The sequence below is a fragment of the Coleofasciculus sp. B1-GNL1-01 genome (genome assembly GCF_040220235.1).
GTDB lineage: Bacteria > Cyanobacteriota > Cyanobacteriia > Cyanobacteriales > Coleofasciculaceae > Coleofasciculus.
Genome location: NZ_JAVJTO010000102.1, coordinates 57,978 through 84,086 on the forward strand (window position 1 = coordinate 57,978; position 26,109 = coordinate 84,086).

Here is a 26,109-nt window from a genome sequence, read left to right on the forward strand (position 1 = left end):
GGGCTGCTGAATAAGTCTTGTAGTGGGGTTAGAGAGCAGGGGAAGCAGGGGAAGCAGAGGGAGCTGGGGGAGCAATGGTACATTTTCGGTGATTCTATCGCCATAAATCCGGGTTAGTTACCCCTGTTATAAACCAGTCCGCGCAGGCGGACTTTGTTTGTGTAGCAGCGATTTCAATCTCAGTCTGGCTGACATCATGTAGATCTAGGGCTATTTTTGTAAAGAACAACTGGGCATGAAATCGCAGTGACCAATAAACGATGCGGTAACTCAATTTACCGTGAAAGGTATTAATCGGATCGGTAAAGCAAATATCTTCAGTATAAATATCATAAGAAATATCGCGTTCAAATAGCGGTGGCAAGTCTCGCTTAATTCTCTCAATATTCTGCTGAATTTGCGCTTGATAGTCAGTTTCTCTAGCGGTCTGACGCTCTGATATTGGCATAACAATTCCTTGGTGCGTCAACAGTAGCAATTATTGTCTATAGAAGAAATAGTAGCGCTATCCAATTTGTTGAAACACCCTCCTAAGACTGAGATTGGATAAAAGTTTGGGGGGAGCATGTCAGTTTTGCCCGCAGGATTATTGTAGGTTGGGTTTCGACTTCTGATAGTAAGCCTTTAGGCTATGTACTCACACGCATCGAACCATTTCACCCTCATCCCCTAACCCCTTCTCCCATCGAGGGAGAAGGGGAACTATAACTGCCTTCCCACAGCCGATGGTGAGAATTGAGATGTAACAGATGAAAACATGCGATCGCGTTATCGTAAAACCCAATCTGTAGGGGCGGGTTTAGGGACTAACCTATTAAAACATAACCGATAACTTTCGTACAAAACCCGCCCTTCCAAAGTTTGCGATCGCGTCTTTCCCGTCTGTTGTTATAATCTTTTTGTTCACCGTTTCTTTGGCATTAGATTTTCTTTGACAAAATGACTTGAATAGGCTGAAGCCCTTACTACAAAACTCGCCCGACCAAAGTTTGCGATCGCGTCTTCCCTGTCTGTTGTCTTAATATATAGGATGGGTCAGCATTTGAGCGGCTCATGAATTTGGCGCATCTGGTGATGGATTGGGTGGGTAAAGTGATAGCAGTTGCTTTAAGGCTTCTGGAATGTTAATTGCTGTTTCTAATCCTTGCACGTTTTGCCATTGAGTATATTCATCCCAGGTAATACCGTCTAGATTAGCCTTGCTGAAGTTAGCCTTGCTGAAGTTAGCCTCGCTGAGGTTGGCGTCGCTGAGGTCGGCTAAGCTAAGGTTGGCACTGCTGAGGTCAGCGTTGCTGAGGTCGGCATTGGTCAGGTTTGCATAGCTAAGGTCGGCATTGCTGAGATCTGTGTAGCTAAGATCTCCATAGTGGAGATTGGCACAACTGAGGTTGGCTGTATTGAGGTTGGCTGTATTGAGGTTAACCAAGCTGAAATTAGCGTTACTGAGATTAGCACTACCGAGGTCAGCTTCGCCGAGTTGAGCGTTGATGAGTTGAGCGTTGATGAGATTGGCGTTAGTGAGGTTTGCATCAAGCAGGCATGAGTCGTAAAGGTCTGCGTTAGTGAGATTACCCTCGATGAGGTCTGCATGGCAGAGATTAGCTTCACTGAGATTAGCCCCAATGATGTTTGTGCCGCTGAGGTTAGCGAACTCAAGGTTGGCATCACTGAGGTCTGCGCCACTGAGGTCTGCGCCACTGAGGTCTGCCCTAACAAAGTTGACACCTCTAAGATTGACCTGCTTAAGATTGACGTTACTAAAAAATAAGTTAACCGTATTTTCAAAAGTGTTAAGCTTAACGCTATTGCTATAACTAATAATGCGAAGCAATCGAGTTGGCTCAAAACTATCACTATCTGTATTACCACAAGGATTAAAGTTAATCTTATCCTTTAGTTCATCTTTTCTCTGAGCGTAACGATTCAATACTAACAGCAGAATCATTACATTTAGCCCAGCATAGATATCCACCTCTCGCAATCCCATCAAACTACCATGCTTTCGCAATTGCAGCATCTTTTTCTGAGGTAGATTACTCGTAGGTTCTGCATTAATAAAGTCCCCATTACACCAATCCAAGTAGAATTCTTCCAAACGCTGGAATAATTGCACAAATTCTTCGTTACTGACATCAAGCAACGCCATCACATACTCGACAATTTCCCAAGTCAGCCCCCCATAACCTAGTAAATCGTAAACTTCCTCGGCTAACTGATCCTGGCTAACCAGAAAACCGCTACGTCTGCGGCGCGGTTCAACCCACTCTTTCAAACTTTCAACTAACCGCTGAGCGCATAAAAACTCAGCAAAACTTTTATGAACAAACTCCACCGCTCCTTCCGTGGCGTCAGCAGCAGAAGCGGGTCGTAAATAAAACGCTGCTAGCGCATTTCTCAACGGATTATCGCCAATGCGTTCTCGTGCTTTTTCTAACAATTTACTGGCTTGATCATCTCCCTTGAGACGTTCCTCAATCATGCGAATTGAAGTCCACTCTCCACCCGATTGAGTGACACATAACCCCGCTTCAGTGAGAATGCGCCGCAAGTCATCTGTCTCTTGTTCAGTAAGTTCCAAATTCAGGTCTTGAGAACGCTGCTGAGTCAGTACCCAATCTAAAGCTTTTTGATAAATCAACACTTTGGCACCAGCGCGGCTGGTTCCCTCAAACATTTCTAAGGATAGTTCCCCATCCCGATGCATCGCAGCTAAAAGGTAAAGTAATAGCGGTTCTCGCGCCAATTCTTTCACCCGTTCCGGGCAGTTTCCAGCCTGTAAAAAATCCCAAAATACGTTAGCTTTATCCTCACCCACTAAATTTGACCACTTATCCAACCATTGCTGCTGGATTTGGTCATTCATGAGGGCAATTTCTACCCGTTCTAAATTGCGAGGTAGAAATTGTTCAATTCCATGTAAAGCTAATTCTCGACCCGTGACTAAAAACCGATGTCCCAGTTCTGAATTTTGCTGACAACTGGTTTGAAAATTCCCCACCTGTTTGAGAAACTTTTCAATCCCGCCTGTAGTTCTTCCCTCCATTCGCAATTCATCAAACCCATCCAGGACGAATAAAAATCGGGTATTGCGGTCAGTTAACCAGCCGTCATCGCTCTTAACAAAATCTGCCTTAACCGCAGCGCGGAGGGTATTTTCGATATTGTTTTCAAAGGCATCAATATCCCGGAGTCGAATCAGAATCGGTGTCCAGATGGGATGAAGATGTTCTCGCACCCAATTGGCAAACATCCGACAAAAGACACTTTTTCCTCGTCCAGGTCCCGCTTGAATGAATAGGACTTTACCATTTTTATCCGGGTTCGTAAGCTGGTTTTTCGCCCACTGTTCTAAATTAACCGGGTCTGCTTTTTTATCAACTTTGCCATTTTTATCCACTAAATGGGCTTCCAGTGGCACATAGATATCGGGAAGCGTGAAATTTTCACCCAATACTTTCCACTGGGTTTGTAATAGAGGATTACTGGTATGAGGAGATATCTGTTCCGTTAAATAGGATTCAATACTGCCATATTTCTGGCTGGCTTGGATTTCCCGCGCGGCGGTACGGGTTAATTGTAGGGGTTGGGTAATCGTCTCTGACTCGTAGGAAAGTAGCTGATCAATTATCGGATAGATTCCCCAGGCTACCCATCCGGTTACAATAGGAATATTGTACTGATTTAATCCCGCTTGGTTTAAGTATTCTGATAATTGTTGATTTAAAGCCTGTCCTAACCGGGATTCAGGAAAATAGGTTAAAGCGTCTTCAATTAATTTCTGGTCAAGTTGAAGTTCTCCAAGCTGATCCAATTGTGATTTAGCCGCTTGATTCGATATCCCAGAACCGATTTTGTGCTGTAGCCAATCATTCTCACGCACCAATTTATCGAAACGTTCCAGATACGCTAAAGGAAACGCGATCGCAGCCCACTCTTCTAAGCGTGTCTTTCCCTTAACCTTACCACGATACAGGTTCACCCCTTTGCGAGTAAGCCCCACAAACGACAACCCCGCCGGGATCACCGCCACAGGTGCGGCTGGCGTTCCCAATAAACCTAACGCGATCGCTAATTCTAACCCCGCCTTGGAAACCTCTGCGCCAGTCTCGGCAATTTCTCCCGGTTTCCCTAAATCCCGGATATCAGTATTGAGAAGCTGCCAAACCTGCTTAAATTTGTTCACCGTCACTCAGGCATTAGACTCTCCCTTACACGATACAGCAGTTTGCTCTGCTATGCGGTACATTGTCGATCCCCCTCGCATCCCCCTTAAAAAGGGGGACTTTGATCTACTGTACTTTATTACAGCGCAAAGAGCTGTAACCTGAATTCACCCACGTTCGTAGTTAGGCTTGTAGCCAACTTGAACGCCAGGAAATAAATTTCTTATCGTTAAGCTGTAATGCATTTAAATTGGGTATTAGTAGCGAGCAAGATGCTCAATGTAGCGAGCAAGATGCAAAGCCTGCGGCATGGCTTCGCTAAACGCACTACGGCAAGGATCTCGCAATTATTGACATTATGGTTTAAATGCCGAACAGCTTAAGCTCAAGTAAGCTAAAGCTTACTAGGTAAATCTTACAACCCGTTTTAACGGGTTTAAGCTTTTAGCCGGAACTTTAGTTCCAGGCTTAATGGGCTATCTATTCCTGGATTTCGCTAGTATAATGCAGCTTAATAAAACTATCAAAGGAATACCAAGCTAAAACATACCAAGGAATCGCTTCTATCATCAATCCCTTAACAATTAATTGTCTTATCGCTAAAACACTAAAACCCAAAGGAATCAAAAATCTTATATCAACGATCCCATCGGTTGCCCGTCTCACGCGACGGTTAAAATCAGTGACAGCATAAGTTACACTAGCCGCCGCATCAGATTGACCGTTAGCCGAACGTCTCGGTTGTTGTTCAGGAAGCTGGCTCAACGTCACCCCTAAATCCTGCAAAATCGCCCAAACTCCCTCGAAATTAATGTAATCTTGGGCGTAAAAAATAGTAATACTACCACTGTGGATATTACCTCGTACCCGATAAATCTCTAGACGTTCATTTAACAAGTTGATCAGCGGTTCAATATCCTCAGATTGGCGATACTCCGGAGCCACCCGCAATCGCACTCGCCCTGGTGTTTGACTGATCAGTTCAGCATAAATAGGTGAAACACCTATTTCGGGCGTCGTTTCCTTTAGTTTTGGCATTTTAGAATTATTAGTTATGATCATAATTAATTCTCAATTATGAATTGTGCCTCATGAATTGTAGAGACGTGCCATGGCACGTCTCTACACAGTTAATGAAAATTAACCTTCACTATTCGGCGCGGGTTCCAATTCGGCTTGGCTTTTTTGTTCAGCCAATTCTGCCTTCGCTTCTGCCACGATGTCTTCAAAAACTTCACCAGATTCTGAGAGCATTCCTTTACCTTTTTCGTAAAAGACAATTCCACCTTTGACCATCGCCTTGGCAACAGGTTTCCCCACCTTGACAGCAGCCGGAATCAGCAACGGCGCAGCAACAACGGCACCAATACCCGCCACAACACCGGGAACCCCCAGATCTTCAAACAGATCAGTTATTTTAAACGCCATAATGTACCTCCTTCATTCAAAAAACTTTTCCGGAACTGTTATTCTAGCAACCTACCTAGGAAAATGCATGATCCTAGGGATACAGGGTTAGTTCGTTTCCGGATGATTAGACACTTTGACAATGCTATTCTCGTCTAATTCAGTCGCCAGTTCTGCCTTACTCTGGGCGACTAAATCGCCAAAGGCTTCGCCAGCTTCTGCCATGACAATTTTGCTCTTTTCATAGAACACAATGCCACCTTTAATCGCAGCTTTGGCAACAGGTTTGCCTGCTTTCGCCAGCGCCGGACCAAAAATCGGTGCCAGAACAACCGCACCAACACCGATAAGAACACCGGGAATACCAATGTCTTCGACTAAATCTTCGAGATCAAATAAACTCATAAAACACCTCCAAACGTAGATTGAAAACTTTTAGGTTGAGATAACAGGGAAACCTGGTTGTAGGGGCGGGTTTTACCGATAACGTTCTGTCGTGTCTCTAACTTAACTAAACCCGCCCTTCTACGGAATCAGGGGAGATGGGGCGGGTTTAGTCACATCCGGGTGACAACATCAGATAATAATGAAACCCGCCCCTACAGTCGGAAAAACTCCAATTAATCGCTAGCAACTTCAACCTCAATCGCCGCTTTATCTCCCTTGAGTGCAGGGCGTAATCCGTTGACACCCGCAATGACACTAGAGCCATTGTTAATTAAGGTGGCTGTCATTGGATTTAATCCCACCGTCGCCGCGATCGCTAAACCCGATAAATTAGGTACAGCGACAATATTGGTATTCTGGCGGATAATCTCTTTAGCATTCCGGGCGATCGCAATGGCTTCGACTAAACCCTGCAAGTTATTCTGCATCAACACCACATCGGCGGTTTCGCGGGCAATATCAGACCCATCCCTGAAGGATACCGATACATCAGCATAAGCTAACGCGGCGGAATCATTCAGTCCATCACCAACAAACGCCACCGTTTTCCCCGCTTCATGTAACTGCTGCACCACTTCCGCTTTGCGTTGGGGGAAGGCTTCGGCGTGGGTATGACTGGGAGGTATATTTAATTGAGCCGCCACAGTCGCTGCCCGTTGACAATTGTCCCCCGTTAGGATATGAATCTCTGCCCCAATTTCGTCCCGCAACATGGCAATCACTTCGGCACTTTCTGGGCGCAAGGGATCGGTATATTGCAATATACCCAGCAGTCTGCCATTACTTGCCACATAAATTGTTGGATATCCGGTTGTCTTCACGTCAGGATGGGCGGTATAGAATGACTCTAGGTCAATTCCCTCTTTCACCAAGAAGCGTTCGCTCCCCACTAACACCGTCTGTCCTTCAATTTGCGCCTGAATCCCTAAACCGACTTGGTAATCCCACTCACCGCGCTGGGGTATAATCACCTCCTGATAATTGGCGTAACGCATTACCGCTTCTGCAACCGGGTGGGTAATCCGTTGTTCCGCCGCTGCTGCAAGTCGCAGCACATCTAATTCAGAAATGGCGGGATCAGCGGTTTTAATCCCAATCATTGCCACATCGCCCTGTGTCAATGTCCCCGTCTTATCAAAAACGATCGCATCAACTCGCGCCAATTGCTCTAACGCCCGCCCACTCCGCAGTAGAATCCCCTGACGGGCTGCACTTAACATCGCCGCCATGACGGTAGTCGGTACCGATACCCGAATCCCAGTAGCAAAGTCAATGGTTAAAATCGACGCCGCCCTCGCCGCATTCCGAGTTAGAGCAAAAATAGCCCCCCCTAATAATAGAGTGGGCAGTACCATGCGATCGGCAATTTTCGCCGCATAGTTTTCCACACGGGTATCATGAACCGGGGCATCTTGTAGTAACTTCAAGGTTCGCCCTGCCAGCGTATCCGCACCAATGCGTTCAGCTAGAATATACAGTTGTCCTTCCCGTACCAACGTAGACGCATAAACGCTATCGCCCTCACTTCGTACCACGGGCATAGCTTCACCCGTGAGTTTTTGTTCATCAATCAGGGCTTTGCCTTGCAGAATCTGCCCATCCACGGGAATCTGATTCCCCGGATAGACAATCACGGTATCCTCTGGCTGTACCTGTTCAATCGGAATTTGCTGTTTTTCGCCATTCCGTTCCACCCAAACAACTTGCGCTAAGGAACTGAGCAAGTCTAAGGTTTGACTGTGAGACGAACGCGCCGTGCGTTCTCGAATTGCCTCACCCAGTTCAATTAGCCCCAACATACTACAGGAGGTGAGGAAATGACGTTGAGCGGTAATAATCGTAATCGCCGTTAGATCCAGAAAGTCCACATTGAGACGACGTTCATCTTTAATACTTTCCATCGCCCGTCGAGCCACAGGTATTGTTGCTAGTGCGATCGTCCCGCCCACAATTAAGGGATGGAACGATAACCCCAATGGACCACTAATCAGAGAAATTAGTGTGGCTAACGTCGGTAATTTTAATCGAGACCAATTTCCGGGTTCCGGTGAGTTCTCTACCTGAGTCGTATTCTCTGGAATCGTTAGCGCTGCATTGGTAGCAAGCTGAATCAGTTTCCCTAACCGGGAACGCATCTGGCTATCCGGTTCACTGGGTAGATAGCGAATTACCACCGATGCGGCGGCTGGTTTTAACCGCACCGATGTAACCTGGGGTTCTGCTGCCAAAAGCCTTTGCAGCCGTTGAGCATAGTTAGAATCATGAGCAATGCGCGGAATCCGAAACCGCACTCGTCCAGGTGTGGAGTGAACCACTCGATAGGTTACCTGAAACTGTCGTGTTTTTGGCTTGGTTCGCTCAATCACAGTTGGCGATTTACGTTCCATGGCGGCTGTCTGTTTCTGGGAAACATTGCCAGATGTCAAAAGCACTTGCTTCATTTTCACCACCCTCTCTTTCTGTCAATACAATTTATTTCGGTGAGCAATATCGGGAGCGATCGCTGTCGTCATCAAAGTTAAGACTCACCCTTCCTGAACTCAAACTGGGATTAAACGCCTACGATGGGCATTTTTGCCATCAATCCGAGAAGGGTGGAAAGCGCTGCTGACTTAAATTCCAACCAAGGACTCACTGAGGTTGCGATCGCGGCTTGAGCGTTTTCCAGGGGTTCTGGTTTATCAGCCACAGAATCATCGGTGTTGGTTGGTTGTACATCCTGATCAACAGAACTCTCCCCAGCCTCCTCACTCCCCTGATCCTCTTCTTCTACCTGCACCGGAGGAGTCAACGAATTCGCCTCGGCTGAACTTGTCTCCGGTGGCGACAAATCCGGCTCGGCCATCTCCTCAGCTTCCCCACGCCTGGGTTCCTCTGGAAGGACAGGTTGAGTCAAGTTATCCGTTTTCTCTTCAACGTTATCGGTATAACCCGCTCCGACAACTGGGTTCTCAGATGTGTCATGACTCGTCTCTACATACTCCGCTCCTCTGCTCCTCCACTCCCCGGCTCCTCTGCTCCCCGGCTCCCTGGAGTCAGGATCAGCAGCGATTTGAATCAGACTAATGAAATGTAACCCAGCTTCTGCTTCGGAAACCTGCATCGGGTTGTAGGTGATCACCACCGATGCGACGGTGCTGTTGCAGCGCATCTGAGTAATCCAGTCATCTTTTTTAACTAAGGCTTGCAATCGGCGCAGATAGGCTGAATCTTCGGTAACTTTAGGAACACGAAAACGCATCCGTCCAGGAACTGTATGAACTAAGCCATAGACAACCGCTGAATCGGTATTGAATGCGACTGTTGGCGGCTTATTATTTTGCTCATAAGGTGTAGCATTTGCAATAACCTTTCCGTCTAAATTGACATTATTTTCGTCCGCCTTGTCACCTTCCTTCTGTCCTGTGTCTTCTAACCAATCCAAATTCTGCATAATCTGGCGAACGACATTCGCTGTCAGTAAATAGACCAGAATTGACCGCCATCCTTGCAGTCCTAGTTGCCTTGTGGTTAATAGTCCAAGTAATAAGGGAATAAAGGATATAAGCTGAGTCCCTGATTTTTTCCAAGCCTCTGCGTCTAACGGTTCTTGACTTTGAGGCTGTTCAATTTCGCCAAGTCCTAAATTCCCCAGAATTTGAAATAGTTGAGCTAGAGATAACTGATTCGTATCAAAGGTAATGAGTAAACTTCCAATTTGCTCATTGGTTCGTATCTCTCGCACGCCGACCCGCTTTCGCAGCAGGGGCGTAACCGCTCTCAATACGGTTCCGGGTTCCTCTCCTAAGACTCGGAGTCTTAGACGACCTGGAACAACATGTAAAATTTCGACCTCCCGCTCTGGGCGAGGTGAAACCACACCAACCATTGGCATTGACCCTCGTAACAGTAGTGTGGAGTTTCTCTGGTTAAGAACAGGTTAACCTCCATATCTAAGCATACACCCTATCTGTAATTTTTTATCTGAAAAAAATATTATGAATCTGAGAGCGTCTCTTAACCTAATCTTATACTCTATGTATAGAGGAATACATCTATTGGATGATCCCTTGAGATTTTAGAAGATAGAAGCTTAGCTAATTCGCCATACTGCTCGGATCAGCTCTCGTTGAATGTTTTCTAGACATTCAAACGTCTTTACAAGATCCCCCTGCTTCCCTTAACCAAACAGTAGTGGGCTGATACGTAAGTTGAGTATTAACTGATTATTTGTAGTCTGGGATACATTATCTATCGAACTGTTCCCCGTTCCCTACCCTCACCACCACACTGATTCGGGGTGTGGGGAATAGCAGCCAAGGGATAAAGGGGGTGATCAAGGCGGATTGGATAACAAACTGGATAGTACAGCAGCATTTAGGCGTCAAGACATTACTGGCATTGGGATGCCCATAAGTTAGATAGTGTCTTGACCAAAACTTCATAAACTTCTGACAATTTCTTTATGGAAACTTTACAACAAGCAAGACAAAAGTTTATAAAATAAAGTTAAATTAAATTTAACTCTGTCTAAAAAATATTGTATTCAGATTGTTTTCAGAAAGAGGGTTGACAAGATTTAATTTCCGCAAGAATTAATAGATAGGAGAGAAATTGCCTTCTTAGCAAAGATATCCAAGACAAGAGATAACCCAATATCAAACAATCGCATTTGGAGCAAGTTGATGAATTACATTTTTGGCACAGTTGGTGATGATTGGCTAGAAGGCACATCCAGTGATGATGTCATTTATGGAGGAGAAGGAACCAATAGGATTATAGCCAGATATGGCAATAATGAAATTTATGGCGGTTCGGCTGCTGATTGGATTACCTCTGGAGATGGCGATGACACGATTTATGCCAACGAAGGGGAAAATATAATTGATGCTGGAGGCGGCGATAACCTGATTTATGGCGGTTCAGCTGCTGATTGGATTACCTCTGGAGATGGAAATGACACGATTTATGCCAACGAAGGGGAAAATATAATTGATGCTGGAGGTGGCGATAATCTAATTTATGGCGGTTCGGCTGCTGATACAATTACCACGGGATCGGGTGATGATATTATTTACGCGGGTGAAGGGGTAAACACGATTAATACAGGAGATGGAAATGATATTATTTACAGTGGTTCAGGTGATGATGTAATTAATGCAGGTAGAGGTCAAAATCAAATCTGGCTGGGCGGTGGACAGGATACCATTAGCTTAGAAATGTGGGGATCTAGTGAGATTAATAACTTTAACCCCTATCAAGACCAAATTGACTTTGGACTCTCCGATCTACGCGGCGTAGTTTTGATCGGACAAGGCAATGACACAATGATCGGTTTAGGTAATTATGCGATTATGGCAACGTTGCATAATGTTGATGTTCAGACTGTAGCGGCTCATTCCACTGATATTTTTGGCGCAGAACTTACTGTGTTTTCCAGTTAAGCCTGTCCAGCGATCATCGGTCATCATACCAAATCCGGGTTCCGGGTTGACGACCTCCTTTTATGCCAACCTTGTAGAGACGTTGCGTGCAACGTCTCTATAGGTATATTTTGATACCTACAAAAATTAGGATATGAATCGGACATCTCGCGATCGCGCCCAATGACGCTAAGTGGCACTCAAGAAACCCAAGCGTGAGAGATCGCTGGGTGGAAGTAGGTTGCATGTACACTCTTCATTAAGATTAGCGCATTAGGCTTCTAAATAAACCGTTGCCGCTTAAATTTACCTTTTTTAATATACTAAAGCTAATAAATTTACCAAAGCTTAATTCTACAATTAAAAATTAATTAATTGACTGATAAACTGAAGATTATCAGCAATTTTCATGATAAGGCTAGACAAAATGTAAACGAAATGTTATAAATATTAACTAAGCGCAATACATAGGATAGTAAATACTCAATATTCACGGGGTGTTGTCTGAAGCACGAGGATTGTCCTTTACCTATAGACTTCCAATGAATCAAAATTACTCAACCGTTTCCCTTGCTGCCCCTGCTGCTTCCCAACCCTTAGCCAAAGTTACTGCTAAGTCAGGTTCAGATAACTCCCTCTGTTATGAGTTTCAAGTGCATGGAGTTGGCAGAGGTACATTTAGCTGCTCTGGTCATTTCCTGAATGGGAATAATACGGAGTCCGTACTTTTAGAGTCTTTAGTCTGGAATGGAAACGTCATCAAATTAAATAATTTCCAAGAACATAGCCTATGCTTTGAGCAAGGAAAATTATTGGGACTGAATCTTTTAGGTGAAGGTTGGGAAATTCTGTTGAATCTAGGCATTCAGATCAATAGTGTTCACCGGATTACAGAAGTCACCTATACACTGATCAACCCATCTGCATCGGTTCATAGATAACACCAATCGAGGTAGGGGTACATAGCGTGCCATTGGTCAAAAATCTGCCATACCTTGAATGAACCCCTCCCTAGCCCTCCCCTTGTCAAGGGGAGGGAACTTGCATAGCCTGACGCTTCAAAGGTGAGCGTTTTTGTGGTATGTGTTGATAAAATAGAAATTACATCCCACTTAGCCGTTGCCAACCTCTACTGGTATTTCCAAGTCAGAGATGAATCAGAAGAAGAGACAGAATAAAGTGTCAAAAATACGTGATATTTTTCATTTGTCATTAACCCTTGATTTGCTACATTTATTCTGAAGCATTCGCTAACTCAAATAGACGTTTTAACCATTCAACAAACTTGTTCGCGATTTCAGCATTATAACTCAGTACCTGTGCAGTAATAGCTTGTCCCATGGGCATTCCTGGCGTTTCTTGCCAAGCTAACCAGGTATGAATTAAGGCTTTGGGATGATGAATTGGCGTGTAACGATTCAATTTCAACTGTTCAATTTCTTGCACAATCGCCTCGGCTTTTGGACGCAAACTATCATTAGAAGGAATTAGATGGGCAACAAAATCTTCCAACATTCCAGGAAGTTGATTATCAGGCATTAACCAAACGCCTATTTTGGGTTTGTCTGGTTGTGTATACATCCAGCCATCTGGAGGAGGTACTGTCGGAATCGTCTGATATCCACTCTCCATGAGTCGATTTCGTATAGCTTGCCATCGTGCCAGTAAATCTTGATCAGCATCAACGACAATTCCTAATGTTTGTAATTTGGGTTGTTTGATTCTCAATTTTAAACTCTCTAAAATTGCGTCAATCCCTCCTCTATCGATTTCTTTCCCCGGTACTTCTACAGAAAAGGTTTCTGGTAGGTTATATTGTTCACATAAAGCCCAAATCACATGTTGGTCATTCTTCCCTTCAACCAACAATAACTGCTGAGGTTTGGGTAAAGGAGGTTTTCGTGCTTTTGGCATTAACGCACCTCAATACTTTGGCGTACAGCGACGGATAGTTCATCAGCCGGATATTCAACCGGACGTATATCTTCACCCTTACGACTCAATCGAAATAATTTGCTCACTGATGGATCATCGAATTCATCCACGGCTTCTTGAAACGCACAAATGCAGTCCCAACTATGAGTTGTCGCAAAAACTTGTATGTTTAATTCATTGGCTACTTCTAGTATAAATCTCCACATATCAGTCTGGACTTCATAATATAGACCTGTTTCAATTTCGTCTATCAGCAAGACACCATTCTCAACTGTCACGGCTGCCATGGCTAAGTTTAAAATGCGTCGCATTCCTTCGCCCATGCTACTGAGAGGAATTGGGTATTCTTTATGACGCCTCAACAGAATACCACTATTGAAGTTTGGCTTGCTTGTAAAACTAATTCGTTCTATATTTTTATCTAATATTTTCAAAGCGTCTATTACCTGATCTTCTTTTGGTGTAAGAGTAATATCATTCCATATAGCAGATATATCCAGGTTGCTTAAATTATTACTTGGAACAAACCAACTTTTATTCAAGAATTTGTATTCGGGCTTTGATGAACCAGAATATTGATTGGAAAATCCAGGGAATGTCAGCCATCTAGCTTCTATTGAATCATCAGAATATACAGGAACATGATAGGTTTCTTCTTGTGAGTTTAATCGAATAACCAATTCAAAGGGAGTTATAATTTGAGTTTGACTGCGAAGTTGAGGTGTCTCTAGTTTTTGTCTAATAATTTCAACTTGTAAATTCTGATCTTGGGTTGAACTAAAACTGATTGTTGAATTTAAGCTCGGTGCATGACCATAAAATAGATGGCTAATTTGATAGTGAAACTGAGGGTGGGGGGGTTCACCGGGCAGGCTAAAGCTGGAGCGTTCAACCAGTTCACCTCGGTTATGGAGTAAATAGGCTAAACGTTGAGGATTGCCTGGATTAACGAATAGATACACAGCTTCCAATAATGTGGTTTTTCCACAATTATTCATACCCACGAGTAAATTGACTCGCGCTAACCCATCGATATGAAAGTTCTTGAAGCAGCGATAGTTTTGTATAGTGAGATCACGTAACATAAACTTTTAGCTAAAGGAGCAGTGATTATCTCTTATCTTAGAGGCTAATCGTCACTGTGGTCATAGCTGGGTGATAATCAGCGATCGCACGTTGATCGGTCATCGTCTATTGTTCTAGCTGGTAGGCTTGTCCCATTGGCATTCCTGGCGTTTCTTGCCAAGCTAACCGCGTAATTAAAACACACGTTATTAACTACTTACGATTTCTCCAATACTGGGGTCTGCGCTTGTGATGCGCTAATGCCAAAATCCGAATTTGGTTGTTTTCAAGGAGGCGATAGAGTAGAAAGTAAGGAAATTTGGGCAGGATGAGACGACGAATAGAACCTCGAACCCTTGAACCCGCTTCTGGATAAATTCTGAGGAGATTAACTGTATTTTCGACGTCTTCTAAATACTCCAAGCCAAGTCCTGCTTGTTGCGCTTCGTAATAGGCTATGGCATCGGTTAACTCCTGACTTGCCAGTGGATGAAATATAACCGTTTTCATTGCCAGGACGCACGAATCTGTTGAAACACGTCCTCAGCCGGAATACCAGTGACTTGACCATCGTCTATTTCGCGATCGCGTGCTTCAGCTTCTTGAGTCCAAACACGTTCAACATCCTGGTCAATTTCACTGAGTTGACTCAAATGTTCCAGAAGTCGCGCCAGCAATGCAACTAGAGAGTCTTTAGGCAGAGCGAGGACTTCAGCTTCAAGCTGTTTGAGGGTCATAGGAGTTTTAGCTCAAGATGGGCAACTATCCTTATCATAATCATATCTTGCGATCGCACGTTGATCGGTTATCGTCTTGTTCTCCTGAGTTAAGCCAGATTCAGTTGTCAAAAGTGACGCCACCAATATTGTTCGCTTCTGGTAGGCTTGACGCAGGTGTTCCAAGGCGGCTGTTGATAGTAATCCTTTTACCAGAGCAACAAATTGTCCCCACGCTAGCAATTGGGATTCACTCTTGGCTTGGTTGAACTGGTATCTATAGAATTTTGATGTGATGATTGAGGACTTGGTTGAAATTTTGGAAGAGTAGAGACAAGCGTAATCATCTCGTTGGCTGGGAGGAACGGATAACCGCGAGATATACCGTAGGGTGGGCAATGCCCACCAACCAAAATTTCAGTACCATTCCCATTAAAACTCAATTACAAGAGTTGAAAGGCTTGAAGCATAAGTGAGTTCAATTGCTGAATTTGATTGACGCCTAACTTACCGATACGTCGTGTAATCAACCGACGTTCAAGAGTAACAATTCTTGTCACCCTCACTTTAGAAGTAACCTTTAGTCCAGTATTGGAAAATTCGGGATCTGAAGTATCTAGAACAAATTCATCTGGACTGAGACGGGTTAGATTTTGAGATGAAATAAAACAGAGGGTTATGTCATCACCTGTAGAATCTACCCATAAAACTACAGCCGGACGCAGTTTTGTTGTACTCAAATCTGTGAAAGGGAAGGGAACTAAAACAATATCTCCTTTTTTGACAGACATTAGATTGCTTCCCCATCTTCAAGAGTATACAAATCGGGTTCATCGTACAGGAAGTTGAACGAGCCACCCTTTTGAGCCATTTGCATTAAGTCACCCGTTGAAGGACTTGATGATTCAAAAAATAGCTTTTCCTCAAGTAAATGACGTTCCTCTTTCGAGAGAGAGAGGATAACTTCGATTAGAGAGTCAACGAGTTTAGTGTTCATATTCAATGGTATTGTTATCCTCTAGTTAAGCCAAATTCAGTGTTTTGTAGAAGCTGTATCCCAGTCAGCTCAAGCCTCTAGTTTGGCATCCTAACCGATAAGCGATCGCACGTTGATCGGTCATCGTCTTGTTCTCCTGAGTTGAGCCAGATTCAGTCATCAAAAGTGACGCCACCAATATTGTTTTAGTTGGTAGGCTTGGCGCAGGTGTTCCAAGGCGGCTGTTGATAGCAACCCTTTCACCAAAGCAACAAATTGTCCCCAGGCTAGCAATTGGGATTCACTCGTGGCTCGGTTGAACTGGTATCTATAGAATATTGTCCAAAATTCAGGCGCAATTGCAGACTTCCAGCGCTTGCGCCAGCGCACCATGTCTTGAAGTGTGGGAGGTTCAGCGTCCAGGATGGGTGGAAAGTCGGCGTAGCTGACGAAACGGCTCAACCCTTTGCCATGAACGTAAACGATATGTTTCCAGCATTCGATGCGATAAATCTCGTCAGGAGAGCGGTTAAACAGTAAGGCGACTGTCTCAACGGTGACGAATCGTGCCAAGGGGTGACGGGTGGAGGATTTGTAATTGAGTTTTGAGGCTTCAAAGGTGGGCGTTTTTGTGGTATGTGTTGATAACATAGTAATTGATTCCCATGCAATGGTAAGTCATTCCCTTGTAGTGGGGTGGAAAGGGCGATCGCTCTTAAGTTTGCGAGACTGGGAGAGCGATCGCTTTTTCCAATTCTCTCATTAAACGATGCAACTGCATCACTTGTCAAGGATGGGGTTAGTTAGGCTAAAGATTCGAGAACTTGCACAAGAGAAGGGATGGACGTTGAAGGAAGTGTCCGATCGTTCCGGAGTCATTTACAGTACGGTGAGAAGTTATGCCCGTCGTCCTGGAATGTCAATGGTCGATTATACTGCCCTCTATAAGTTGGCTCGAACCTTTGATGTGATGATTGAGGACTTGGTTGAGATTTTGGAGGAGTAGTGGCTCAACTTTCCCCAAGCTAGCAATCGTGATTCAGTTGTAGATCCGTTGACAAGGATGGGCGTTTTTGTTGTAGGTGTTGATAACATAAAAGATACTTCCCATGTAATGGGGTGGAAAGGGCGATCGCTCTTGGGTTTGTCAGACTTAGAAGAGCGATCGCTTTATATATCAGAATTATCATAAGGTGCAATTGCACCGATAGTCAAGTATGGGTTTAGTCAGGCTGAAAATTCGCGAACTGGCGGCTGAGAAAGGCTGGACGCTCAAGGAGGTTGCTGATCGTTCTGGCGTGACGTACAACACGGTCAAAAGCTATGCCCGCCGTTCTGAGTTGTCAATGGTAGACTTTACCGCTATTCACAAGTTGGCTCGAACCTTTGATGTGATGATTGAGGATGTGGTTGAAATTTTGGAGGAGTAGACGCGATAAACTGTAATCAACTGACGTTCAAGAATAACGATTCTTATCACCCTAATTTTAGAGAAAACCGCTAGTCAAGTATTGGAAAATTCTGGCTCTAAAGCATCTAGAACAAATTCATCTGGACTGAGACAGGTGAGATTCTGAGACGAAACAAGTCCGATTTTTTGGGAGCATCCCAATTTGGCACGTTGGCTCTTTAAATGGGGCTGAAACCCTTGCAATTACGTTACTTGAGGTAATGCTTTGTCCAAAACGGGATGCTCCCGATTTTTGTCAATGCCCAGCTCCTGACTTTTTCTTGACAACTGAACTAACACCCAAAGCACCTAATGTTAGCAAACCTATTGTGAAAGCAGGTTCCGGTACAGATTCGACGAACTCACCCCTAACCACAAACCGTGTACGGGAAGTACCACCATTATTACCATTACGCCAATATGGGGGATTATATCCTTCTCCGTCATTCCACCAAAAGTAGGTCGCAATGTTAGTTGGGGGGATATCGGCTTGATCTGAGTAGTTCGGCATAGCACCAACGCCAGTTGCTCCGAACAAACTGCTTCCAAAAACGAGACCGTAACTACCGGGGGTTAGAGTAACAGAAAGTGGAACAAATATCTCACTGCTGGGAAAGGTCGTAGTCAAAATCGTTGTCGCCAAAACCTCTTCCGGCAAAAATGGTGTTCCTTGTGGAAGTGCATCAGAGCTATTTAGCGAGATAATGGCTCCAAATATGTCATATCCCCGTACCAAGTTCCCTTGGTACAACGATCCCCCTAAAAGATGTCCGCCAATATGTGTAACCTGAAGCGGTGTATCAATTTGAAATCTCCATCCGTAAAATTGGTTGTCGCTGATAGAAGTTCCTCCCCTTTGCCCAGTAGAACCAAGTGTTGCAGACTCCAAAGTTATGGTTGATGCCTGTGTCGTGCCAACTGTTCCTAGAGCAATAAATATTCCTCCAGCAGTAGCCATTGATAACTTTTTCAGAACAGAACTGGTTCCGGAGGCTGTGTCAGCACAAGCAACTGCAATTTTCTGGTAGATGGTTGTCATATCCAAACCTGATAAGAATTTCTATAGCAGTACGCTCTCACGTAGTTACAGTAAAAATGTTCTAAGGCGCTCCTGATAAAGCCTCCATTTCTAATGTGTAAATACACGCCTGGCGTCGGGCTATATTTATTAGTTTAATCCTTTCCCAGAAGCTGGATATGAAGAGTTGATGAAACAAGCATAGAATTATGTAAAGCATGGTAAAGTGCAACTTCTGAATTTGGCATAAACTCTCAAAACCTGCAATTCAAAATCCCCCACCCGAAGGCAGGGGATTTGTTTAATTACCTACAAGGCTTCAGCTCGTTAACCGAACTTACCCGCAGTTGAGGCAATCACAAACGCCGCATAAGTTAGGACATACCCCACCGTAAAGTGAGCTAGACCAACCACACGAGCTTGAACGATGGACAGAGCAACCGGCTTGTCCTTCCAACGAACCAGGTTCGCCAGAGGCGTGCGCTCGTGCGCCCAAACCAACGTTTCAATCAGTTCTTGCCAGTAACCACGCCAGCTAATCAGGAACATGAAGCCAGTCGCCCAGATTAGGTGTCCTAAGAGGAACATCCAAGCCCAAACCGACAGGTTATTGGTTCCAAACGGGTTGTACCCATTAATTAGCTGAGAGGAGTTCAGCCAGAGGTAGTCGCGTAGCCAACCCATCAGATAGGTTGAGTTCTGATTAAATGTAGCTACGTTGCCTTGCCAGATGCCCAGATGCTTCCAGTGCCAGTAGAAGGTTACCCAACCAATGGTATTCAGCATCCAGAACATGGCTAGATAGAAAGCGTCCCAAGCGGAGATATCGCAGGTGCCGCCACGACCGGGACCGTCGCAGGGGAAGCTGTAGCCGAAGTCTTTTTTATCGGGCATCAGCTTAGAACCACGGGCATCCAACGCACCTTTGACCAGAATCAAAGTGGTGGTATGCAGACCGAGTGCGATCGCGTGGTGAACTAAGAAGTCACCAGGACCAATGGTCAGGAACAAGGAGTTACCGCCATCGTTAATCGCATCTAACCAACCGGGTAACCAAACGTTCCCGTAGTTGGGCCAAGCCGTGGTCGCAATGCTATCAGGATTAGATAGCAGCGTATCGAATCCATAGAGCAGCTTACCGTGAGCCGCTTGAATCCATTGAGCGAAAACTGGCTCAATTAGAATTTGCTTTTCAGGAGTTCCAAATGCCACAACCACATCGTTGTGAACATACAGACCCAAGGTGTGGAATCCGAGGAACAAGGAAACCCAGCTCAAGTGAGAGATGATTGCTTCCTTGTGATCCAATACCCGTGCCAACACATTGTTTTTATTCGCTTCGGGGTCGTAGTCTCGCACCAGGAAGATTGCTCCGTGGGCGAAAGCACCGACCATTAAGAAGCCGGCAATGTATTGGTGGTGAGTATACAACGCTGCCTGCGTGGTGTAATCCCGCGCCATAAATGCGTAAGGCGGCAAGGAATACATGTGTTGCGCCACCAGCGAGGTCACTACACCTAAGCAAGCCAAGTGCCAACCTAACTGGAAGTGCAGCGAGTTGTTATAGGTGTCGTAGATTCCTTTGTGACCTTCACCCAACAAACCACCAAACGGGGTTCCCGGTGGGGGATTATGCGCTGCCATGATGTCTTTCATGCTGTGTCCAATACCGAAGTTTGTCCGGTACATATGACCTGCAATGATAAACAGAACAGCGATCGCCAGGTGGTGATGAGCAATATCGGTCAGCCACAGGGATTCAGTCTGAGGATGGAACCCACCTAAGAAGGTAAGAATCGCAGATCCAGCCCCTTCAGAGGTACCAAAGATATGGTTCGCTGTATCTGGATTCTGGGCATAAACCCCCCAGTTTCCTGTGAAAAACGGAGCTAAACCCGCTGGGTGTGGCTTGACGGACAGGAAGTTATCCCAACCCACATGCTGTCCCCGAGCTTCGGGAATCGCAACGTGAACCAGGTGGCCCGTCCATGCTAAGGAACTCACCCCAAACAAACCCGCTAAGTGGTGGTTTAGGCGAGACTCAGCATTTTTAAACCAAGCCAAGCTGGGACGGAACTTGGGTTGTAAGTGCAGCCAACCTGCAAACAGGAAGACGGCGGATAGCACAAGGAGGAACAATGCCCCTTGATACAGATCCCCATTTGTCCGCATCCCTACGGTGTACCACCAGTGATACACCCCAGAGTAAGCAATATCAACAGGGTTAGACGCACCGGCTTGGGTAAAGGCATCAACAGCCGGTTGACCGAATTGAGGGTCCCAAATCGCGTGGGCGATCGGACGGACATTGAGCGGATCTTTGATCCACTGTTCAAAGTTGCCTTGCCAGGCGACGTGGAACAGACTGCCAGAGGTCCACAGGAAAATGATTGCGAGATGACCGAAGTGAGAGGCGAAAATCTTCTGATAAAGATTTTCCTCCGTCATGCCATCATGGCTCTCAAAGTCATGGGCGGTGGCAATTCCGTACCAGATTCGACGTGTAGTCGGATCTTGAGCGAGATCCTGGCTAAATTTCGGAAATTTTGTTGCCATCTGTCTTTCGTTAGGAAATCCTACAGAGACTTATGCTTTTGCTGCTCGTTTTCTGTCTTTTTTGACCCCCTGGAACCGAAGTTCCAGTTTGGGATGGGGTCGAGACAGGCAAGACCTGGTGTCCTGCTTTATAGTGGTATCGATTCAAACAGCCGTCATCCGACTGCTAGGATTCGTGCCAGGAAGAATGCCCAAGTGGTGACAATTCCTCCTAGGAGGTAGTGAGCTACCCCCACAGCCCGACCCTGAATGATGCTCAGAGCGCGAGGCTGAATCGCTGGAGCCACTTTTAGTTTATTATGCGCCCAAACGATGGATTCGATCAGCTCTTGCCAGTAGCCGCGACCACTGAACAGGAACATCAAACTGAATGCCCAGACAAAGTGAGCGCCTAAGAACAGGATGCCATACGCTGACAACGCTGTGCCGTAGGAGTTAATCACCTGAGAGGCTTGCGCCCAGAGGAAGTCACGCAACCAACCGTTAATTGTAATTGCGCTGGCGGCAAAGTTACCGCCCGTGATATGAGACACGGTACCATCTGGTGAGACTGTTCCCCAGACATCGGACTGCATCTTCCAGCTAAAGTGGAAAATTACAATCGAGATGCAGTTATACATCCAGAACAGACCGAGGAAGACGTGATCCCAAGCTGATACTTGGCAAGTACCACCCCGACCAGGACCATCGCAGGGGAAGCGGAAACCCAAGGATGATTTGTCAGGAATCAAACGAGAGTTCCGGGCGTATAGCACACCTTTAAGCAGAATCAGTGCGGTAACATGAATCTGGAAGGCGTGAATATGGTGGATTAAGAAATCCGCCGTTCCCAAGGTGATCGGCATCATTGCCACTTTGCCACCCACAGCAACCATGCCACCGCCAAAGGCGTAGCTAACAGGTTCTAGGGCATTGGGAGCGGTTCCGCCGGGAGCCAGGGTATGCAAATGCTGCACCCACTGAGCAAAGATCGGTTGGAGTTGAATCCCCGTATCCGAGAACATATCTTGAGGACGACCAAAAGCTCGCATCGTGTCGTTGTGAACGTACAGACCGAAGCTATGGAAGCCGAGGAAGATACAAACCCAGTTCAGGTGAGAAATAATCGCATCCCGGTGACGGATGACCCGATCCAATAGGTTATCCACATGAATATTGGGATCATAGTCCCGCACCATGAAGATTGCCGCGTGAGCAGCACCCCCAACGATACAGAAGGCACCAATCCACATGTGGTGGGTAAAGATGGACAATTGCGTACCATAATCGGTGGCTAAGTACGGATACGGAGGCATCGCGTACATGTGATGCGCCACGATAATGGTCAGCGAACCGAGCAGCGCTAAGTTCCAGGACAGTTGAGCATGCCAGGAGGTGGTGAAGATCTCATACATCCCTTTGTGACCTTGACCGGTAAAGGGACCCTTATGAGCTTCTAGAACTTCCTTAAAGCTATGACCAATTCCCCAGTTCGTCCGGTAGAAGTGACCTGCGATGATAAACAGAACCGCGATCGCTAAGTGGTGATGCGCGGTATCGGAGAGCCACAATCCACCTGTGGTTGGGTTTAACCCACCTTTAAAGGTGAGGAAGTCAGAATACGCCCCCCAGTTCAGGGTGAAGAACGGCTTCAACCCTTGCTCGAAACTGGGATATAACTCTGCCATCAAGCTCTTGTTCAGGATGAACTCGTGGGGGAGAGGAATATCCTCAGGAGCTACCCCAGCATCCAGTAGCTTGTTGATCGGCAGAGAGACGTGAATCTGGTGACCCGCCCAACCTAATGATCCACAACCTAACAATCCAGCTAAGTGGTGGTTCATTACGGACTCTACATTCTGGAACCATTCCAACTTAGGCGCCCGCTTGTGGTAGTGGAACCAGCCAGCAAACAGCATCAGGGCTGCCATGACTAGACCACCAATGGCGGTGCAGTAGAGTTGGAATTCATTGGTGATTCCAGATGCACGCCAGATTTGGAAGAATCCTGACGTGATTTGAATGCCGTGGAACCCGCCACCGACATCCGCATTTAAAATGTCTTGACCCACGATGGGCCAGACTACTTGAGCGCTTGGCTTGATATTGATTGGATCAGTAAGCCAAGCTTCGTAGTTGGAAAACCGAGCGCCATGGAAATACATGCCGCTCAACCAGACAAAAATAACCGCTAGGTGACCGAAGTGAGCGCTAAAGATTTTGCGCGATACATCTTCTAGGTCACTGGTATGACTATCGAAATCATGAGCGTTCGCGTGAAGGTTCCAAATCCAAGTGGTGGTTTTTGGTCCCTTGGCTAGGGTACGGTCGAAATGTCCCGGTTTAGACCACTTCTCAAATGAAGTAGGAACGGGATCTTTATCAACTGTTACCTTTGCCTTCGTGTCCCGCTCAGGAGGGCTGATTGTCATCAGGAGTCTCCTCTCTATACAAGGAACGAGAAATATCCAAAAGGAAGTTTGCTTTTTTATCAATTTAGCGGAAAGTACCGCTTTTGGCGTAACTTTCCTGGAAAAACGATATCCCCGTTGAAATTCAGGGGATACTCTTTTGTTGATGATAGGTCTGCTAGAGGCAGTCTTGGGCTGCACTTAACAAAAATTCAAATTTCAGCAAATCAAGGTCTACTTTGGGTTTTGATTTGAGCAAACTCCCAAAAAAGTCAAGAGTGTGATCGATAAAATTTACAAAACTAAACAATAGACAGGTTTAATCTCAGATTGGTCATTCGTCATTCGTCCTTCGTTATCTCCCCCATCCATCATGTAGAGGAGGAGTAGAGGAGGAGCCATTGTTCGCTATAGTTCCTAATGAGCAGAATTAGTTGAGGAGATGGTGTGTTGGCTAGGAATCTCTGGTGGAAAACAGTAAGAGCAATTTGTTCAGTCGTGCTGGTGGTAGTACTGATGGTAGGACTGGTGGCATGTGGCGATCGCACCGAAACCTTACCCCCCATTGAAGAGGAAGCCCCACCGCCAACCGAACCAGTAGCACAACTCTCAGAAGTCGCCCCACCCCCAATGATTCAGCAACTGAACCGCCGCTTAGAAAGCTATCAGCCTCAAGTCACCATCTTGAGTCCCACTCCGGATCAGATTCTCCAAGACACCACCGTCTCCGTAAAATTCCAGGTGCAGGACTTACCCCTGTTCAAAAACCCAGAATTAAACATGAGTCCTCATCTCAACGTAATTCTTGACAATCAGTCTCATATTCCGGTTTACAACATCGATAAACCCCTAATCCTGGAAGACGTATCCCCCGGAACCCACACCCTAAGAGTTTTCGCCGCTCGTCCTTGGCATGAAAGCTTTAAAAATGAAGGAGCCTACGCTCAAACCACATTTCACGTATTTACCAAAACTGACGATAATAATCCGGTAGCCAACCTACCGCTTTTAACCTACAACCACCCCCTAGGCAGCTATGGTACTGAGCCTATCCTGCTCGACTTCTACCTGACGAATGCTCCCCTGCACCTCGTTGCCCAAGAAAACCCAGAAGACGAGATTGTCGATTGGCAAATTCGCGTCACCATCAATGGTGAAAGTTTTACCCTTGATCGCTGGCAGTCCGTTTATCTCAACGGCTTTAAACCCGGTAAAAACTGGGTACAGCTAGAGTTTCTGGATGAGCAAGGGAATCCGGTTAAAAACGCTTACAATAACACGGCACGGCTCATTCATTATCAGCCAGGGGGCGATGACACCCTATCTCAGTTAATGCGGAACGAACTCTCTATTGAAGTTGCCCGTAGCCTTATCGATCCCAACTATAAAGTTCAAGCCACACCAACACCCACGCCAGAAGTAATCCCGACACCCGCACCTGAACCGACTCCATCGCCTACAGTCGAGCCAACACCAATACCGTCAGTGTCTCCCACTCCCGTTGAAGAAAAACCAACGGTTGAACCAGAGATACCCGAACAAATTCCCACCCCTGAACCCGAAACACCTATTGAAGAAAAACCAACGGTTGAACCAGAAATACCCGAACAAACTCCCGCTTCTGAACCCGAAACACCTATTGAAGAAAAACCAATACCTGAACCCAAAACCAAGGCAGAATCTCCCACAGTCGTAAAACCTGCTATGCCAGATGCAACCGTTCCCTCAACCAAAGACTTGGCAACTCCTGAAGCCACACCCACAGACAAATCCCCCTCCCGTGGCTTTTTCAATCGCTTCTATCAAACCATCCGGGAACGATTCCAAAAACCCAAAGTGTCTCCTACCCCATCCACTGAACAACCAGAAGCACTAGAAACACCGTTACCTGAACCTGAAGTTTTGCCAGAGGAAACCGAGTCGCCGCCAGAACCGCCAGCGGATACGGAACCTGTAACTTCACCCCAGATAACTCCTGAGGAAGCCTCGAATATCGTGACTGAGAAAACCGAATCTCAGCCAAAACCCGAAGCATCTACATCCTTGGATAAAACCCAAACATCGCCACAGGAACCCCAAGCAGAGACAGAACCAGTAACTTCACCCCAGATAACTCCTGAGGAAGCCTCGGATATCGTGACTGAGCCAACCAAATCTCAGCCAGAACCCGAAGCATCTACATCCTTGGATAAAACTCGAACATCCCCAGAGGAACCCCAAGCGGAAACAGAACCCGCAACTCCAGCCCCAAAAACTCCCCCACCGTCATCTGAAGTGATTCCAGAGGACACAGAATCGAACCCAGAGACAACCCAAACTGCTCCAGAAGAGGCGACAGAAAAATCAGTAACTCCCGATAAACCATTGCCGCCGGAATCCCCTGAATCGGAAGAAGACACGCCAACTCCCTCGCCAACACCAACAATTAAGCCTGTCGTTCCTGACGCTGACTTGCCACCAACCTTACCCGAACTGATTGAAAAATAATGCGAATAACTGGCTTCCCCCTTTTGAAGGGGGACGGGAGGGGGATCTAATCGGGGGACGGAAGAGGGATCGAAAAAGGAGGACGAGAGGGAAATCT

24 protein-coding genes are annotated in these 26,109 nt (G+C 46.0%); 6 read left to right on the plus strand and 18 right to left on the minus strand.

Annotation, left to right across the window (positions count from 1 at the left end):
* Positions 1 to 94: 94 nt before the first annotated feature.
* The 7 genes from RID53_RS25095 to RID53_RS25125 all read right to left on the minus strand — a co-directional run bounded on the left by RID53_RS25095 (position 95) and on the right by RID53_RS25125 (position 9,891).
* The gene (locus tag RID53_RS25095) at positions 95 to 448 is read right to left on the minus strand and encodes a DUF2358 domain-containing protein (protein ID WP_446390684.1); all 354 of its coding nucleotides are present in this window, start codon (positions 446 to 448) and stop codon (positions 95 to 97) included.
* A gap of 603 nt (positions 449 to 1,051) precedes the next feature.
* Complete coding sequence (locus RID53_RS25100) at positions 1,052 to 4,183, minus strand: pentapeptide repeat-containing protein (protein WP_446390685.1); 3,132 nt, start codon at positions 4,181 to 4,183, stop codon at positions 1,052 to 1,054.
* A gap of 460 nt (positions 4,184 to 4,643) precedes the next feature.
* Positions 4,644 to 5,201, minus strand: coding sequence for an HMA2 domain-containing protein (locus RID53_RS25105; protein WP_446390686.1), 558 nt, complete (start codon positions 5,199 to 5,201; stop codon positions 4,644 to 4,646).
* A 102-nt stretch (positions 5,202 to 5,303) separates the two neighbouring features.
* A complete protein-coding gene (locus tag RID53_RS25110) occupies positions 5,304 to 5,591 on the minus strand; it encodes a DUF5132 domain-containing protein (RefSeq protein WP_446390687.1) in 288 nt (95 codons plus the stop codon).
* An 87-nt stretch (positions 5,592 to 5,678) separates the two neighbouring features.
* On the minus strand, positions 5,679 to 5,975 hold the full coding sequence (locus tag RID53_RS25115; RefSeq protein ID WP_006106261.1) for a DUF5132 domain-containing protein: 297 nt from the start codon (positions 5,973 to 5,975) through the stop codon (positions 5,679 to 5,681).
* A 215-nt stretch (positions 5,976 to 6,190) separates the two neighbouring features.
* A complete protein-coding gene (locus RID53_RS25120; protein ID WP_446390688.1) occupies positions 6,191 to 8,458 on the minus strand; it encodes a heavy metal translocating P-type ATPase in 2,268 nt (755 codons plus the stop codon).
* Positions 8,459 to 8,568: 110 nt separating this feature from the next.
* Positions 8,569 to 9,891: a hypothetical protein gene (locus RID53_RS25125; RefSeq protein WP_446390689.1), complete on the minus strand. Its 1,323-nt coding sequence runs from the start codon at positions 9,889 to 9,891 to the stop codon at positions 8,569 to 8,571.
* Positions 9,892 to 10,681: 790 nt separating this feature from the next.
* Here RID53_RS25125 and RID53_RS25130 point away from each other — a divergent pair.
* Together RID53_RS25130 and RID53_RS25135 are read left to right on the plus strand one after the other, a co-directional pair.
* The gene (locus RID53_RS25130) at positions 10,682 to 11,440 is read left to right on the plus strand and encodes a calcium-binding protein (protein WP_446390690.1); all 759 of its coding nucleotides are present in this window, start codon (positions 10,682 to 10,684) and stop codon (positions 11,438 to 11,440) included.
* Positions 11,441 to 11,961: 521 nt separating this feature from the next.
* Complete coding sequence (locus RID53_RS25135; RefSeq protein WP_446390691.1) at positions 11,962 to 12,360, plus strand: hypothetical protein; 399 nt, start codon at positions 11,962 to 11,964, stop codon at positions 12,358 to 12,360.
* 292 nt (positions 12,361 to 12,652) lie between these two features.
* On the opposite strand, the gene RID53_RS25140 is transcribed toward RID53_RS25135, so the two are convergent.
* The 8 genes from RID53_RS25140 to RID53_RS25175 form a co-directional block, all read right to left on the minus strand.
* Positions 12,653 to 13,333: a DUF3226 domain-containing protein gene (locus tag RID53_RS25140; RefSeq protein ID WP_446390692.1), complete on the minus strand. Its 681-nt coding sequence runs from the start codon at positions 13,331 to 13,333 to the stop codon at positions 12,653 to 12,655.
* Positions 13,333 to 14,439, minus strand: a complete 1,107-nt coding sequence (locus RID53_RS25145) for an AAA family ATPase (protein ID WP_446390693.1) — start codon at positions 14,437 to 14,439, stop codon at positions 13,333 to 13,335. Before RID53_RS25145 ends, RID53_RS25140 begins: the two co-directional genes overlap by 1 nt.
* Before the next feature lie 193 nt (positions 14,440 to 14,632).
* Entirely contained in the window at positions 14,633 to 14,929 is a 297-nt protein-coding gene (locus tag RID53_RS25150; RefSeq protein WP_446390694.1) for a type II toxin-antitoxin system RelE/ParE family toxin, read from the minus strand.
* Positions 14,926 to 15,156 carry an addiction module protein gene (locus tag RID53_RS25155; protein WP_044211050.1) on the minus strand — a complete coding sequence of 77 codons (231 nt, stop codon included), beginning with the start codon at positions 15,154 to 15,156 and terminating at the stop codon, positions 14,926 to 14,928. The genes RID53_RS25150 and RID53_RS25155 overlap by 4 nt, the downstream gene beginning before the upstream one ends.
* Positions 15,157 to 15,168: 12 nt before the next feature.
* On the minus strand, positions 15,169 to 15,378 hold the full coding sequence (locus RID53_RS25160) for a hypothetical protein (protein WP_446390695.1): 210 nt from the start codon (positions 15,376 to 15,378) through the stop codon (positions 15,169 to 15,171).
* 200 nt (positions 15,379 to 15,578) lie between these two features.
* Positions 15,579 to 15,926: a type II toxin-antitoxin system PemK/MazF family toxin gene (locus RID53_RS25165; protein ID WP_446390696.1), complete on the minus strand. Its 348-nt coding sequence runs from the start codon at positions 15,924 to 15,926 to the stop codon at positions 15,579 to 15,581.
* Complete coding sequence (locus RID53_RS25170; protein ID WP_446390697.1) at positions 15,926 to 16,132, minus strand: hypothetical protein; 207 nt, start codon at positions 16,130 to 16,132, stop codon at positions 15,926 to 15,928. Before RID53_RS25170 ends, RID53_RS25165 begins: the two co-directional genes overlap by 1 nt.
* A gap of 159 nt (positions 16,133 to 16,291) precedes the next feature.
* Positions 16,292 to 16,762, minus strand: coding sequence for a hypothetical protein (locus RID53_RS25175; RefSeq protein ID WP_446390698.1), 471 nt, complete (start codon positions 16,760 to 16,762; stop codon positions 16,292 to 16,294).
* A 142-nt stretch (positions 16,763 to 16,904) separates the two neighbouring features.
* On the opposite strand from RID53_RS25175, the gene RID53_RS25180 reads away from it, so the two are divergent.
* Genes RID53_RS25180 through RID53_RS25190 form a run of 3 tightly spaced genes read left to right on the plus strand, consistent with a single transcriptional unit; the run spans position 16,905 to position 17,541 of the window.
* Positions 16,905 to 17,117 (plus strand): helix-turn-helix domain-containing protein, encoded by a 213-nt coding sequence (locus tag RID53_RS25180; protein ID WP_446340786.1) that lies wholly within the window; start codon positions 16,905 to 16,907, stop codon positions 17,115 to 17,117.
* A gap of 57 nt (positions 17,118 to 17,174) precedes the next feature.
* Positions 17,175 to 17,303: a hypothetical protein gene (locus RID53_RS25185; protein ID WP_446390699.1), complete on the plus strand. Its 129-nt coding sequence runs from the start codon at positions 17,175 to 17,177 to the stop codon at positions 17,301 to 17,303.
* Positions 17,304 to 17,328: 25 nt separating this feature from the next.
* The gene (locus RID53_RS25190) at positions 17,329 to 17,541 is read left to right on the plus strand and encodes a helix-turn-helix domain-containing protein (RefSeq protein WP_446390700.1); all 213 of its coding nucleotides are present in this window, start codon (positions 17,329 to 17,331) and stop codon (positions 17,539 to 17,541) included.
* A gap of 276 nt (positions 17,542 to 17,817) precedes the next feature.
* Here RID53_RS25190 and RID53_RS25195 read toward each other — a convergent pair whose 3' ends face one another.
* From RID53_RS25195 to psaA, 3 genes are all read right to left on the minus strand, one after another.
* Positions 17,818 to 18,600: a hypothetical protein gene (locus tag RID53_RS25195; RefSeq protein WP_446390701.1), complete on the minus strand. Its 783-nt coding sequence runs from the start codon at positions 18,598 to 18,600 to the stop codon at positions 17,818 to 17,820.
* Positions 18,601 to 18,906: 306 nt separating this feature from the next.
* On the minus strand, positions 18,907 to 21,135 hold the full coding sequence (gene psaB / locus RID53_RS25200) for a photosystem I core protein PsaB (protein WP_446390702.1): 2,229 nt from the start codon (positions 21,133 to 21,135) through the stop codon (positions 18,907 to 18,909).
* Positions 21,136 to 21,290: 155 nt separating this feature from the next.
* Positions 21,291 to 23,546, minus strand: coding sequence for a photosystem I core protein PsaA (gene psaA, locus RID53_RS25205; RefSeq protein WP_446390703.1), 2,256 nt, complete (start codon positions 23,544 to 23,546; stop codon positions 21,291 to 21,293).
* 429 nt (positions 23,547 to 23,975) lie between these two features.
* Here psaA and RID53_RS25210 point away from each other — a divergent pair, with 429 nt between their 5' ends.
* Positions 23,976 to 26,012: a hypothetical protein gene (locus tag RID53_RS25210; RefSeq protein ID WP_446390704.1), complete on the plus strand. Its 2,037-nt coding sequence runs from the start codon at positions 23,976 to 23,978 to the stop codon at positions 26,010 to 26,012.
* The last annotated feature ends 97 nt before the right edge of the window (positions 26,013 to 26,109 follow it).

Excerpts from the sequence above, each read along its gene's own strand:
- RID53_RS25120 (WP_446390688.1), bottom strand. The coding sequence starts at position 8,458 with ATGAAGCAAGTGCTTTTGACATCTGGCAATGTTTCCCAGAAACAGACA.
- RID53_RS25115 (WP_006106261.1), bottom strand. The coding sequence starts at position 5,975 with ATGAGTTTATTTGATCTCGAAGATTTAGTCGAAGACATTGGTATTCCC.
- RID53_RS25195 (WP_446390701.1), bottom strand. The coding sequence starts at position 18,600 with ATGACAACCATCTACCAGAAAATTGCAGTTGCTTGTGCTGACACAGCC.
- RID53_RS25185 (WP_446390699.1), top strand. The coding sequence starts at position 17,175 with ATGGGCGTTTTTGTTGTAGGTGTTGATAACATAAAAGATACTTCCCAT.
- RID53_RS25145 (WP_446390693.1), bottom strand. The coding sequence starts at position 14,439 with ATGTTACGTGATCTCACTATACAAAACTATCGCTGCTTCAAGAACTTT.
- RID53_RS25175 (WP_446390698.1), bottom strand. The coding sequence starts at position 16,762 with ATGTTATCAACACATACCACAAAAACGCCCACCTTTGAAGCCTCAAAA.
- RID53_RS25110 (WP_446390687.1), bottom strand. The coding sequence starts at position 5,591 with ATGGCGTTTAAAATAACTGATCTGTTTGAAGATCTGGGGGTTCCCGGT.
- RID53_RS25190 (WP_446390700.1), top strand. The coding sequence starts at position 17,329 with ATGGGTTTAGTCAGGCTGAAAATTCGCGAACTGGCGGCTGAGAAAGGC.
- RID53_RS25150 (WP_446390694.1), bottom strand. The coding sequence starts at position 14,929 with ATGAAAACGGTTATATTTCATCCACTGGCAAGTCAGGAGTTAACCGAT.
- RID53_RS25125 (WP_446390689.1), bottom strand. The coding sequence starts at position 9,891 with ATGCCAATGGTTGGTGTGGTTTCACCTCGCCCAGAGCGGGAGGTCGAA.
- RID53_RS25135 (WP_446390691.1), top strand. The coding sequence starts at position 11,962 with ATGAATCAAAATTACTCAACCGTTTCCCTTGCTGCCCCTGCTGCTTCC.
- RID53_RS25130 (WP_446390690.1), top strand. The coding sequence starts at position 10,682 with ATGAATTACATTTTTGGCACAGTTGGTGATGATTGGCTAGAAGGCACA.
- psaA (WP_446390703.1), bottom strand. The coding sequence starts at position 23,546 with ATGACAATCAGCCCTCCTGAGCGGGACACGAAGGCAAAGGTAACAGTT.
- RID53_RS25155 (WP_044211050.1), bottom strand. The coding sequence starts at position 15,156 with ATGACCCTCAAACAGCTTGAAGCTGAAGTCCTCGCTCTGCCTAAAGAC.
- psaB (WP_446390702.1), bottom strand. The coding sequence starts at position 21,135 with ATGGCAACAAAATTTCCGAAATTTAGCCAGGATCTCGCTCAAGATCCG.
- RID53_RS25180 (WP_446340786.1), top strand. The coding sequence starts at position 16,905 with ATGGGGTTAGTTAGGCTAAAGATTCGAGAACTTGCACAAGAGAAGGGA.
- RID53_RS25095 (WP_446390684.1), bottom strand. The coding sequence starts at position 448 with ATGCCAATATCAGAGCGTCAGACCGCTAGAGAAACTGACTATCAAGCG.
- RID53_RS25105 (WP_446390686.1), bottom strand. The coding sequence starts at position 5,201 with ATGCCAAAACTAAAGGAAACGACGCCCGAAATAGGTGTTTCACCTATT.
- RID53_RS25140 (WP_446390692.1), bottom strand. The coding sequence starts at position 13,333 with ATGCCAAAAGCACGAAAACCTCCTTTACCCAAACCTCAGCAGTTATTG.
- RID53_RS25165 (WP_446390696.1), bottom strand. The coding sequence starts at position 15,926 with ATGTCTGTCAAAAAAGGAGATATTGTTTTAGTTCCCTTCCCTTTCACA.
- RID53_RS25170 (WP_446390697.1), bottom strand. The coding sequence starts at position 16,132 with ATGAACACTAAACTCGTTGACTCTCTAATCGAAGTTATCCTCTCTCTC.